The 11,975-nt window shown below is 40.6% G+C and carries 13 protein-coding genes; 2 read left to right on the forward strand and 11 right to left on the reverse strand.

The features are described from left to right. Window positions 1-83: 83 nt before the first annotated feature. Window positions 84-341 (reverse strand): FAD assembly factor SdhE, encoded by a 258-nt coding sequence (locus QQS40_RS02715; protein ID WP_014064432.1) that lies wholly within the window; start codon window positions 339-341, stop codon window positions 84-86. Between the two features lie 113 nt (window positions 342-454). Here QQS40_RS02715 and QQS40_RS02720 point away from each other — a divergent pair, with 113 nt between their 5' ends. Continuing rightward, window positions 455-808, forward strand: a complete 354-nt coding sequence (locus tag QQS40_RS02720; RefSeq protein WP_128787400.1) for a helix-turn-helix domain-containing protein — start codon at window positions 455-457, stop codon at window positions 806-808. Then, a complete protein-coding gene (locus QQS40_RS02725; protein ID WP_329506704.1) occupies window positions 796-1,614 on the forward strand; it encodes an IS3 family transposase in 819 nt (272 codons plus the stop codon). The genes QQS40_RS02720 and QQS40_RS02725 overlap by 13 nt, the downstream gene beginning before the upstream one ends. Window positions 1,615-1,672: 58 nt before the next feature. Here the strand turns inward: QQS40_RS02725 and QQS40_RS02730 are convergent, their stop codons facing one another. The 10 genes from QQS40_RS02730 to mltG form a co-directional block, all read right to left on the reverse strand. Next, window positions 1,673-3,349 (reverse strand): fructose-specific PTS transporter subunit EIIC, encoded by a 1,677-nt coding sequence (locus tag QQS40_RS02730; protein WP_329505989.1) that lies wholly within the window; start codon window positions 3,347-3,349, stop codon window positions 1,673-1,675. Window positions 3,350-3,353: 4 nt separating this feature from the next. Further along, a complete protein-coding gene (gene fruK / locus QQS40_RS02735) occupies window positions 3,354-4,295 on the reverse strand; it encodes a 1-phosphofructokinase (protein ID WP_329505991.1) in 942 nt (313 codons plus the stop codon). Between the two features lie 3 nt (window positions 4,296-4,298). Beyond that, window positions 4,299-5,819 (reverse strand): fused PTS fructose transporter subunit IIA/HPr protein, encoded by a 1,521-nt coding sequence (gene fruB, locus QQS40_RS02740; RefSeq protein WP_297568920.1) that lies wholly within the window; start codon window positions 5,817-5,819, stop codon window positions 4,299-4,301. A 75-nt stretch (window positions 5,820-5,894) separates the two neighbouring features. Further along, window positions 5,895-6,425, reverse strand: coding sequence for an HI_0449 family lipoprotein (locus tag QQS40_RS02745; protein ID WP_128787876.1), 531 nt, complete (start codon window positions 6,423-6,425; stop codon window positions 5,895-5,897). An 81-nt stretch (window positions 6,426-6,506) separates the two neighbouring features. Then, entirely contained in the window at window positions 6,507-7,817 is a 1,311-nt protein-coding gene (gene paeA / locus QQS40_RS02750) for a polyamine export protein PaeA (RefSeq protein WP_049356900.1), read from the reverse strand. Window positions 7,818-7,916: 99 nt separating this feature from the next. Continuing rightward, the gene (locus QQS40_RS02755; RefSeq protein ID WP_297568917.1) at window positions 7,917-8,441 is read right to left on the reverse strand and encodes a DUF1523 family protein; all 525 of its coding nucleotides are present in this window, start codon (window positions 8,439-8,441) and stop codon (window positions 7,917-7,919) included. 26 nt (window positions 8,442-8,467) lie between these two features. Beyond that, the gene (locus QQS40_RS02760; RefSeq protein WP_128787877.1) at window positions 8,468-9,250 is read right to left on the reverse strand and encodes a YchF/TatD family DNA exonuclease; all 783 of its coding nucleotides are present in this window, start codon (window positions 9,248-9,250) and stop codon (window positions 8,468-8,470) included. Window positions 9,251-9,257: 7 nt separating this feature from the next. After that, a complete protein-coding gene (locus QQS40_RS02765) occupies window positions 9,258-10,238 on the reverse strand; it encodes a DNA polymerase III subunit delta' (RefSeq protein WP_128787878.1) in 981 nt (326 codons plus the stop codon). Beyond that, window positions 10,235-10,867, reverse strand: a complete 633-nt coding sequence (gene tmk / locus QQS40_RS02770) for a dTMP kinase (RefSeq protein ID WP_128787879.1) — start codon at window positions 10,865-10,867, stop codon at window positions 10,235-10,237. Before tmk ends, QQS40_RS02765 begins: the two co-directional genes overlap by 4 nt. Further along, the gene (gene mltG / locus QQS40_RS02775) at window positions 10,867-11,916 is read right to left on the reverse strand and encodes an endolytic transglycosylase MltG (RefSeq protein WP_128787880.1); all 1,050 of its coding nucleotides are present in this window, start codon (window positions 11,914-11,916) and stop codon (window positions 10,867-10,869) included. Before mltG ends, tmk begins: the two co-directional genes overlap by 1 nt. Between the last annotated feature and the right edge of the window lie 59 nt (window positions 11,917-11,975).

The following is an 11,975-nucleotide window of genomic DNA, read 5'->3' on the forward strand; positions in this document are numbered from 1 at the left end:
ATATTCAAGACAGCAAGCTATTGTTGCTTTATCAGACAGAGTTAAAATTGAAAAGTTCCTTATGTATAAAAAATTTCAAAAAATTAACGGACATTCGTTTTCTGCACATCTTGGATATATTCAACCATCGCTTGCACTTCAGCATCGTCTGATTGACTGCCATTAAAAAACCACGAAAAAAGTTGTAAATCCGTGGCGGCAAGTAAACGAATAAAAATATCTTTTTTGTCGTCAGTCAGTTGGTCAAAATGCGCTTTATAAAAAGGCATGATGATTTTATCCAGCTCAAGCATACCTCGACGACAATCCCATTCAATGCGGAGTTTATTGTATTTATCCATAATTTCTCCCTAAATCATTGTAATTATACTTGATAAATGAAAAGTGCGGTTAAAAATGATCTGCACCCCAAAAGTTGGACTCAACAAACCAACAATTGAGGTGCAGATTTTTTATGGGTAAACACTACACAATCGAATTTAAATTACAAATTCTTCAACCTATTTTGAATGGAAAAATGAGTATTAGAGAAGCAGCTCGTTTTTACAATATTCCTTCCAACGCCCTAGTCGGGACATGGTTGAAACGGTTTGAAAAAAGTGGCATAAAGGGACTTATTCCCCGTAAACCATCAGGACGACCGCCTATGAAACCTAAATATGCCAGAATGCCACCGCCACCCAAAACTGAAGAAGACCGTTTACGCCTGAGAATTTTACAGCTTGAAGCGGAGGTAGCCTACCTAAAGGAGTTGAGAAGGCTCAGACTTCAGGACGAAGCCGAGCAACGGAAATTATCCAAAGGTTAAGAACACGCTATCCGTTAAAATGGCTTTTAGGCTTTGCACAGTTAGCGCGTAGTACGTTTTTTGCGAAACTTCAGATTAAACCGGATAAGGATGAGGAGCTGAAAAAGGCCATTAAACGCATCAAAGCCAATCATCCTGATTATGGCTACCGACGTGTTCATGCCAGCTTGCCAGGCGTGAATCATAAAAAAGTTCAACGTTTAATGCAGACACTTGGGCTTCAAGTGCGGTCAAGAAAAAGCAAGAAATTTACCACCTATCGAGGCACGATAGGGGTAATTGCACCGAATCATCTTGAACGCGATTTTAGTGCAACGGCCCCGAAACAAAAATGGGTGACAGATATCACCGAGTTTAAGGCGAAAGATGGGAGTAAAGTCTATTTATCTCCAATTTTAGACTTATTTAACAATGAGATAGTCTCCTATAATCTCAGCTATTCCCCAAATTGGGCGCAAGTAGAGGACATGTTAATGCAAGCCGTCAAAGGATTAAATAAAGCTTGTGGTGTCATTTTACATTCAGACCAGGGATGGCAATATCAAATGGTAGCTTATCGTCGAATTTTAGCTGAACATGGCATCATTCAAAGTATGTCGAGAAAAGGGAATTGCTTAGATAACGCCGCAATGGAAAGTTTCTTTGGACGATTAAAAACAGAATGTTTTTATGGTCGGGAATTTAAAACAAAAGAAGAGATAGTTGATGCCGTCAGGGATTATTTGGATTACTATAATCATCGACGGATTCAACTAAAATTAAAAGGACTGAGTCCGGTACAATATCGAAAACAATCCTTTAAATAACAGTCTAACTTTTTGGGGTCAGATCAAAAATTACCGCACTTTTTAATCAACGAATCGATTATTCTGTCGCCTTCGGCTTAATCACCGCATAAACCACACCGGTTAATAATGCCCCCGTTGCAATTGCACCTAGGTAGAGTAATGGTTCAGAGACAAACGGAATCACAAATAAACCACCATGTGGTGCTTGCAGAGAAATATTCAATGCCATTGAAATCGCACCCGCAGTTGCACCACCGATCACCGAGCTAATAATCACACGCAATGGATCGGCAGCTACAAACGGTAATGCCCCTTCAGAGATAAAACATAAGCCTAAGACAAAAGAGGCTTTACCTGCATCACGTTGATTACTGGTAAATTTACTGCGAGCAATCCAAGTGGCAATCGCCATACCAATTGGCGGCACCATACCGGCTGCCATGGCGGTTGCCATTGGTGTGTGAACTTGAGAAGCTAACATTCCCACGGAGAACGTATAAGCCGCTTTATTTACTGGACCGCCCATATCAATACACATCATGGTACCGATAATCGCGCCTAACACCATCGCATTGACTTCCCCCATGGATTTTAACCAATCGCTTAAGGTGGTCATAATTTGTGAAACCGGTGGGTTAATCACATAAATCATGGCGAGGCCAACAATCAAGGTACCAAAGAGCGGGAGAATTAGAATCGGTTTTAAGGAAGTTAAACTTGCCGGCAATTTAATGGTTGCATTTAATCCTTTCACCACATAACCCGCTAAGAAACCGGCGATAATCCCACCTAAAATCCCGGCGCCCGCCGTGGTGGCTAACATCCCGCCAATAAGACCTACTGCAAGCCCCGGACGGTCTGCGATAGAAAAGGCCACATAGCCGGCAAATACCGCAATCATCAAGTGGAATGCTGCGCCACCGCCAATATCCATTAAGGCTTTTGGAATACCATGAAAAATTGTTTCATCTTTGAAGGCTTCGATACCAAACATGAAGGAAATCGCAATTAATAGGCCACCGGCAACCACCAATGGCAACATGTGCGATACACCTGTCATCAAATGTTTATAGACACCTTTTTTCTCACCACTTTCTTCAGATTTTGCAGAAGATTTTGCTGTGCCACCTTCGTAAATTTTCGCTTCTTTAAATGCCTTATCGAATTCCTGTGCCGTTTTCTTTAAAGCCAAACCCGTTGATGTACGATACATCGGTTTACCTTGGAATTTATCTAACGGCACATCAATATCGGCCGCAACAAAGACTAAATCTGCTGCAGCAACTTCTTCAGGGGTAATTTCATTACCTGCGCCCACTTGGCCACGGGTTTCTACTTTGACCTGCCAACCTTGTTTTTTTGCATAGGTTTCAATGGCTTCAGCAGACATAAAGGTGTGTGCCACACCCGTTGGGCAAGCTGTAACCGCAACAATATTTTTGACGCCAGAAACGCCGCCAAATCCAACCGCACTTTGAGCCGGTTGAACATAGTCCACTGCTTGATTGAGTGCATTCGTCAGCGTTGCCTCAGGTGAAGCAATCGCCGTGTCTTCATTAGCTAAAAAGACTTTTTTGCCCACAAGTTCAGCAGCGTTTGGCAAACTGGATCCGAAAGCAATCACTAAATCTGCCTCTTTGGCTTGTTCAACCAGAGTATGATCGGCTTTTTTCGCTGCAACGCTCAATGCTTGGCGAAGTAAATAGGCTTTTGCCGCACCCATTTGCGGAGATTGAGTTAAAAACAAATTCATTACATTATCCTTCAATCACAGAAATTTTGACATTCACCAGAATTGGCTCAAGCAAGGCGATATCGCTCACACCCACATTGCTTTGTGAAACGGCAAAGGCGGAAACAGCACTTGCAAACGCTAAGGTTTCCGCTTGAGATAAGCCTTTTTCAATACCATAAATTAAGCCAGCTACCATAGAGTCACCCGCTCCTACGGTGCTCACCACATTTTCACATTTAGGTGGTTGAGCTTGAATCACAGCTTGATCACTCAGCCATAAAGAACCGTTTTCTCCCATCGAAATAATCACATTAGCAATGCCTTCTGCTTTAAGTTTTTTGGCAGCAGCAATAATTTCATCAAGAGAATTTAATGAATGCCCAATCCACGCTTCCAATTCGCGATGATTCGGTTTCACCAACCAAGGATACGCTTTCAAACCAGCCGTGAGCGCGGCATTACTGCTATCTAATACGACTTTCACACCAGCTTGATGCAACTGATTAAGCCAATCTGCGAACAATTCAGGAGTGACACCACGCGGTAAACTGCCGCAAACTGCAACGATGTCAAAATTTTGGCAGTACGCTAATGAATCTGCTGTAAATTGCTGCCAAGCTTCTGGAGTGATTTGATAACCTAAGAAATTTAAATCTGTTACATCCGCTTCAGTTTCAGTAATCTTTACATTAATACGAGTTTTGCCCGCAACACGATGAAATTTGTCTTCCAATCCCTGTTTTTTAAATAAGGTTTCAAAATCACCGACGTTGTCTTCCCCTAAGAAGCCACCAACGGCCACCTCTACGCCCAAATCTTTTAATACCTTAGCGACATTGATGCCTTTGCCTGCAGGGAAAATACCGAGCGTTTCAACGGTATTCACTTCGCCGATTTCAATACGCGGCAAACGCCCAACTAAATCATAAGCAGCGTTTAAGGTAATTGTTGCTACTTTTGCCATCACTTACCCCCGACCTTCACCTAAACCACTTTCAATCACTGCACCAATACCCTCAATCGCTTGCTGAGCTTCTTCACCGCTCGCGACGAAACGTAGGCGATGACCTTTCACAACACCAAGTGCCACAATTTTCATCAAACTTTTTGCACTGACTAATTGGGTATCACGATCTAAGTTTTGTACCGCAACCGACGCATTATATTTTTTCACTTCATTAACGAGCACGGCACTTGGACGAGCGTGTAAACCGTGTTCATTACGAATCATAAATACCGCTTCAATGGCATCGGCTGGTAAGCCCGTGTTTTCTTCGTGGATTTGTGGTGCATGCTCGCGGCTTACTTCAATGGTATCCGGTTCAGCCGGTGGTACAGCAGATACGCTTTCGCCAAGTCCACTCGCAATGATCTTACCTAAGGCTTCAATAGCTTGTTTCGCATCATCCCCTTCCGCAACAAAACGTAAACGATGAGCTTGAGTCACACCTAATGCCACAATTTTCATCAAGCTTTTTGCACTAACTGGTGCGGTTTCTCGAGTAAGATTTTGTACCGTGATCTTGGATGTGAATTTTTTCACCTCATTGACGAGCACCGCACTTGGGCGAGCGTGCAAACCATGTTCATTACGAACAGTAAAGGTACCAATCACTGCACCTGTCGCAATTTGGTCTTCAGATTGAGTAGCTGCTGCAACAGGTACTTTACCGCCATTAAGTGCGGTCAAAATTTGCTGCACATTACCACTTAATAAAATATTTTGGACTTCATCATTCAATAAACGCGCTAATGTCTCATTGATTTGGTCACTGACAGCCGAAATCGTCAACACGCCTTTCACCGCTTTGCCATTATGATTAAAAATGGTTTTCGCACGACTGAATGCCAAGGCATTTTTCACATTACCTGAGACGGCATCTGTTACCCATAAACCTTTACCAAGTGGCAAAGCAGAATTGGATATCACTTCAGAAACAAAGCTATTTTCAACCGCACTTTGCTGTTGTAATTTACCTGCATTGATGGCGGTAAGAGTGAGCAAACTTTGTGTTTCAATATCTAAACTTAATGTTTCGTCAGTCATGCTAAAAGAATCACTTTCACCCAACAAAATCGCACGGAATTTTTCAACATCTGTTAATGTCGCTAATTGAGCTGCGGTGTCCTCACCACCTAAAACATGTGTTAATTGACGAAGTAGAGCAAGATGCTCATCAGAACGGGCAGCAATACCGATCACAACATAGACAATATTGCCCTCACCCCACTCAATACCTTGTGGAAATTGGAAAACTTGTACACCGGTTTTTGTCACCATTGAACGGGTTTCTAATGTACCGTGTGGAATCGCAATTCCATTACCTAAAAAAGTAGACGTTTGTTGTTCTCGTCCAAGCATACCTTGCAAATAGCCTTGTTCAACATTGCCAGCTTGCTCTAATGCACTCGCGGCCATTTCAATAGCTTGCTGCTTATTTGTTGCCGTAGCATTTAAATGAATGTTGCTTTCCGAAAGTTCTAACATTCTTGCTCCTTCACATTGATAATTTTCAAAAAAGAAAAACTGCTGATGAGATCGCTCATCAGCAGCTCAAATAAATTATTGGCTAGTACAGGCTTTAAGTAACATTTCGCTACCTTGAGAAATATAGACGTCATTCTCACCTCGCTCTTTGCCATTTTGCAAATCTCGCATTGCATCGTAAATTCCTTGTGTCACACTCAGTGAATCCACTTTTTGCCAACAATTTGCACTTAAACGACTGAAATTAGCTTGCAATGCCTCTGCATGTAGCACACCGCTATAGTAAGCATACACATCTGATTCATGACCACCCGTATAAAGTTTCTCTTGAATTTGTTTAATTGGCACAACGATACGACCGAGATACCAATCATTTGCACCACTTGCAAAATTATCCACAAAGAAATGTTTCGTTACACGACCTTTATACGTTGCTACAGTCGCTTCATAAGAAGCTGCATAAGATTTTTGGTCAATTTTATCTTTATCTAAATCAATAACCTTCTTGTCTTTGCCTATAAACGGAATGTTAGAGGTCATATCTGAAATCGAAGAACAACCTGCTAGCATTACTGCCACAAAGAATACCGAGATTTTTTTAAACATTAAATTTTCCTTATTTATAGGCGATTAAAACCGCCGCTAATTATACTTAGAATGAGGGATTACGCAAGGTAGCACCTAGCACTATACAGATTCTTTAGTCATGCCATTATCTTTGATAATAGAAACTAGAATTTGATCAATTTTAAAATTTTCGGTATCGATGACTTCAAATTTATATTTATCGTATACGACAAAATCGGTTTTTTTGGGGATTTTGCGTAACATATACATCATAAATCCACTGATAGTTTCATAATTTTCTTCATCAGGAAAAGATTCAATATCCAAGACACGCATCACATCTTCAAGCGGTGTTGCCCCATCAATTAGCCAAGAGTTTTCATCTCTGCTCACAATTTGTTCTTCTTCGTTAGAAACCAATTCGCCCATTACAATGCTCATCACATCGTTTAAGGTAATTAAACCTACGACAAGTGCATACTCATTGACGATAATCGCAAAATCTTCACCTGTAGATTTAAATAATTCCAATACTTCATATAATGACAGCGTATCCGGAATGAATAACGCTTTTCGTAATAAACGGTTATCCGTTAAATCCACGACTTCCTGTTGAAGATAGAGCGTCAACAAAGTATGTGATTCTACATAACCTAAAATTTTGTCCAAACCATTATCACAGATCACTAATTTAGAATGAGAATCTGCTGATAAAGTATTCAAGACTTCTTGACGAGTAAAAGTGCGGTCTAAAAACACAATATTTTCACGGGTCGTCATGGTTGAAGACACGGTTCGCTCTTGCATCTCAAAGATATTTTCAATTAAATAATGCTCTTGTGTTTTTAACACGCCTGCTTCTGCACCAGCTTCCACTATCGCGACAATATCTTCGGATGTCATATTATCTTCACGCGTAGTTGAAACTCTCATAAAACGAAATAAGACATTAGAAATACCGTCAAAAAACCATACAATAGGTTTTAAGAAAAAAATAAAGGCTTGCATAATGCCCACTGTCCGAAGCGCCACAGTTTCAGGGTTAATTAGCGCAAGGCGCTTCGGAATTAAATCAGCTAATAAAATAAATGTCGTGGTGACAATAAAAAAGGCAATCCATGATGAAGCCGGCTCAACCCACTCTGCCTTGGTATATTCATACAAAAAGTTTTGTAAATGAAGACTGATCGTCGCCTCACCAATCACACCACCAAGTACAGCGACCATATTTAACCCAATTTGCACTACCGTAATAAAACGGCCTGGATGCTCTTGTAGCTGTAAAACCTTTGCAGCATTGATATTGCCTTCATTTGCTAAAGTTTGTAATTTAATGCGTCTTGCCCCTGCAAGAGAAATCTCTGCTGATGACATAATTGCACTAATAATAATTAACACGATTAAAATAAAAATCGCGGCGGATAAACTCATAATATTCTCTTTATTGATTTAAAAGAGTGGTCAATATACCACCTGTTTTTGATTCGAAATGTATTTAGGGCGCAACCTGCGCCCTGATAATTGATAGGTCTAGTTTTCGCTGTCAAACCAGCCACGCACAAATTGTACGGAAAGGAAAAGGGTAACTAATAAGAAAGCATAGAATACCCAAGATAAAATTGGATAGCTTGGTGTGATATCTCCACTAATTTCTTTCACCGAAACCGCATTGCGATATTCATCAAACATCGTCATACGCCAACCGTAATACTTGATTTGTACCAATTTGTTTTCATTACCCAAAGCTTGTACTTGAGCCTGCAAGTTGGCAGAACCAAATTTAAAATAGAATGGGAAACTCCAACGAGTATCTTCATTACGATACACCATGATTTTGCCATCATCATTTTGTGTATTAATAAAATACACATCGCGCGTTGGGCCATCCGCTGGATTTACCTTAGTAATCGGACCATCTTTATCGACACGTTTGACCTCAACCCCAGTGACTCGAGTGACATCATAGTGGGGAAAAACATAGTTTACTACCGCAAACATCACACCATGAAAACTAAACACGACTAAAAATAAAAAATACTTTAAAAATTTCCGCATAAGACTCCCTTATTTATAACGAAGATTTATTGTACATTAATTTTAAACAAACGCTCGAAGTTTTGTGTACTAATTTGCGCAAATTCTTCTGCTGATAGCCCTTTTAACGCTGCCACATACTCACACACTTCACGTGTATAGGCAGGTTGGTTCTCTTTGCCACGATAAGGCACGGGTGCTAAGTAAGGTGAATCGGTTTCAACTAACAAACGATCTGCCGGAACATAACGAATGGCTTCACGAATACTTTCCGCATTTTTAAAGGTAATAATGCCAGAACAGGAGATGTAAAAACCTAGATCAAGTGCCTTTTTCGCAAAATCCAAGGTTTCCGTAAAACAATGAATTAATCCACCGCACTTTTCAGCATGATGCTCACGCAACATGGCAATGGTATCTTCTGGCGCTGAACGAGTATGAATAATCACGGGTTTATCCACTTCATTAGCAATTCTGATTTGATCCGCAAAAACCATTTGCTGCAATGCCTTATTATCTGCACTGTAATAATAATCCAAACCAATTTCGCCAATTGCAATCACTTTTTTATCTTGGGATAAACGTAATAAACGCTCGGCATCGTAAGGTTCTTCTTCAAGATCTAATGGATGCACGCCGCAAGCTAAAGACACATTCGGAAATTTGGCTAATTCAGGATACGCTTTTTCAAAACGGCTTAATGTTACGCCAATGGCGAGTAAATGCTTCACATCTCGTGCGTGGGCTTTGGCCACCACATCAGCAATATCTTTGTGTAAATTTTCATAATCCAATGCATCTAAATGGCAATGGGAATCTACGATAAACATAATTTATTTAGTCCTTAAATACGTCAGTAATTAATTTTGTTAAACCATCCAATAACATTAATTCAATATTAACGCCATTAATAGTGAGTAAATCCGATCTTACTTTGTGCATAATTTTATTTGCAGTTAATAATTCAAGGATCGTTTGCTCATCTGCAAATTGCGTTACACCTGTTTTAAGATCGAGTGTTTGCCAGCCACTTTGTATTTCGAGTTTGTATTTAATGGCATCGCTTAAAAACGCTAAAATCCAATCCACTTGCTGTAAAGTGCGTTCTTTTTCAAAGAAAGGCAAAATTTCCAAAGGCGAACGACGACGATAAAACAGCCAAAATTGACGTAGGAAATTCTTCCGTTGTTCAATTAGTCCTTGCTGAAGTGTGTCTAATGCTAACAGTGGACGCCCCAAATTCATCGCAAGTGCGGTTAATAATTCTGATGTTTCTGCCTGAAATTGAGAAGAAAGCCAAGTTAAGGCTTCCGCTTCCGTTGGCAAACTCACATTCCACACTTGGCAACGGCTGTAAATAGTTGCTAATAATGAAGAGGAAGGCTCTGTTTGCAACAAGAAATACGTGTTCGGACGTGGCTCTTCTAAGGTTTTAAGCAATGCATTCGCTGCCGCTTCCGTAAGACGTTCTGCCTCTTGAATATATACTAATTTATTGCCGTTTTGTTGCGCATGTTGGCTGACAATCTCATTAATCGCCCGTACCTGATCAACCCCAATGTCTTTGCCTTCTTGAGAGGCTAAAACATGAAAATCAGGGTGACTGTGCGCTGCTATTAAATGGCAAGCATGGCAATGGCCACAAGGTGCATTACCTGGCGTTTGACACATAATGCGTTTTGTTAAAGCCTCAAACAAACCTTCAGCACCGAGACCTTGATCAGCTTTAATCAATAGTGCATGATGCCCCAAACCTTCGCTAAAAGTTTGGCTGATTTTGTGATAAGTAGGCACTAACCAAGGATAAAGTTCGCTCATTTTGTTTGTGAAACCCACCAATTTTTGACCGCACTTTGAATGTCTGCTTGTACTTGTGCCAAAGGCTGACCCGCATTAATAATGGCGGCTTTCGGGTTGTTCTGCACCAATTCCAAATAACGTTGGCGAGTACGATGGAAGAAATCCAGTCCTTGTTGTTCAATGCGGTCTAATTCTCCACGTCCTCTTGCACGAGCTAAACCTTCAGCTGGATCAATGTCTAAATACAGTACAAAATCAGGCTCAAAATCGCCTAATACCATATTTTTTAAATTCGCCATCAGCGTTTGGTCAAACTGACGTCCACCGCCTTGATAAGCCTGTGAAGACATATCGTGACGGTCACCTACCACAATTTTGCCTTCTGCCAATGCCGGCTTAATCACATTTTCTACCAATTGAATTCGTGCCGCATAAAGCATCAATAATTCTGCTTTATCCGTAACAGGTTCTTCTGTTTCATGTTTAATTAAATGGCGCAATTTTTCTGCTAAAGGGGTACCACCTGGTTCCCGAGTAAACACAATATCGCTTACACCAAGGGATTTTAATGTATCCACCACCGTTTGCATGGCAGTACTTTTACCTGCGCCTTCCAACCCTTCAATCACGATAAATTTGCCTTGCATTAGTGGACTCCTTTTTGTTGGTTACGATACCAACGTAAATATTCTTGTACTGCTTTATTATGCTCATTCAGATTACGAGTAAATTTATGGCCACCACTTCCATCGGCAACAAAATAATAAAAGTCCGTTTTAGCGGGATGCGCAACAGCCTGCAAAGCGCTCTCACTCACCATCGCAATTGGCGTTGGTGGTAGCCCCTCAATCATATAAGTATTGTAAGGAGTTATCGTTTCCAAATCTTTCTTACGAATATTTCCGTTGTAACTCTCACCCATTCCATAAATCACGGTTGGATCAGTTTGTAGTTTCATATTGGCTTTCAAACGATTAATAAATACGGAAGCCACTTGTGGACGCTCCGCCGCAATCCCCGTTTCTTTCTCTACAATAGAAGCCAAAATCAGCATCTGATATGGATCCGCTAACGGAAGATTTTCATCGCGTTCACTCCATGCTTTATCCAAGGCTTTTTGTAGACGAGTAGTTGAACGTTTTAATAATTCAAGATCAGTCGAATTTGGGGTGTAATTATAGGTATCTGGATACAACCACCCCTCTATGTTATTCCATTCGTAAACGGCTTTTGTAACGGCTGGAATATCCAATAGAGCCATAATTTCTTTATCACTTTTACCTTGCAAGGTTTGTTTTAAGTGCGGTGCATTTTCAAAGTTTTTACGCCATTCCTTGAACGTTTTACCTTCAATAAACTTCACACTAAATTGCGCTTCCTTGCCAGAATTAATCATATCCAATAAATCCTGCAACGTTTTCACGTCTGTTAAAGAATAAGTCCCCGCTTTTACTTTGTTGAGTTGCGGTTGTAATTTCAATAACCAAGGTAATAAATCGGCATGCTCAAGAATTTTTTCCTGCTCTAATAACGCAGCAAGTTTACTACCCGTAGTGCCTCGGTCAATTGTAAGCAATTGATCTTGTGTGACATTCACCGGCGTATGAACAAACTCCGTTAGTTTTTGATAACCCCAAAAACCAACACCGCCAAGAATAAGCAGAAGAATCAATAAAAAGACAAAAATTTTTTTCATGCGTCACTCATTTTATAAAAACGACAAAAGGGGCAAAATGCCCCCCTTATTCTAACGGT

Origin of the sequence: Haemophilus parainfluenzae, from assembly GCF_036288925.1 — a bacterium.
In the GTDB taxonomy this organism is placed as follows: domain Bacteria; phylum Pseudomonadota; class Gammaproteobacteria; order Enterobacterales; family Pasteurellaceae; genus Haemophilus_D.

Coding starts and splice junctions, on each gene's coding strand:
- QQS40_RS02715 (WP_014064432.1), bottom strand. CDS start 341: ATGGATAAATACAATAAACTCCGCATTGAATGGGATTGTCGTCGAGGT.
- QQS40_RS02720 (WP_128787400.1), top strand. CDS start 455: ATGGGTAAACACTACACAATCGAATTTAAATTACAAATTCTTCAACCT.
- QQS40_RS02730 (WP_329505989.1), bottom strand. CDS start 3,349: ATGAATTTGTTTTTAACTCAATCTCCGCAAATGGGTGCGGCAAAAGCC.
- fruK (WP_329505991.1), bottom strand. CDS start 4,295: ATGGCAAAAGTAGCAACAATTACCTTAAACGCTGCTTATGATTTAGTT.
- fruB (WP_297568920.1), bottom strand. CDS start 5,819: ATGTTAGAACTTTCGGAAAGCAACATTCATTTAAATGCTACGGCAACA.
- QQS40_RS02745 (WP_128787876.1), bottom strand. CDS start 6,425: ATGTTTAAAAAAATCTCGGTATTCTTTGTGGCAGTAATGCTAGCAGGT.
- paeA (WP_049356900.1), bottom strand. CDS start 7,817: ATGAGTTTATCCGCCGCGATTTTTATTTTAATCGTGTTAATTATTATT.
- QQS40_RS02755 (WP_297568917.1), bottom strand. CDS start 8,441: ATGCGGAAATTTTTAAAGTATTTTTTATTTTTAGTCGTGTTTAGTTTT.
- QQS40_RS02760 (WP_128787877.1), bottom strand. CDS start 9,250: ATGTTTATCGTAGATTCCCATTGCCATTTAGATGCATTGGATTATGAA.
- QQS40_RS02765 (WP_128787878.1), bottom strand. CDS start 10,238: ATGAGCGAACTTTATCCTTGGTTAGTGCCTACTTATCACAAAATCAGC.
- tmk (WP_128787879.1), bottom strand. CDS start 10,867: ATGCAAGGCAAATTTATCGTGATTGAAGGGTTGGAAGGCGCAGGTAAA.
- mltG (WP_128787880.1), bottom strand. CDS start 11,916: ATGAAAAAAATTTTTGTCTTTTTATTGATTCTTCTGCTTATTCTTGGC.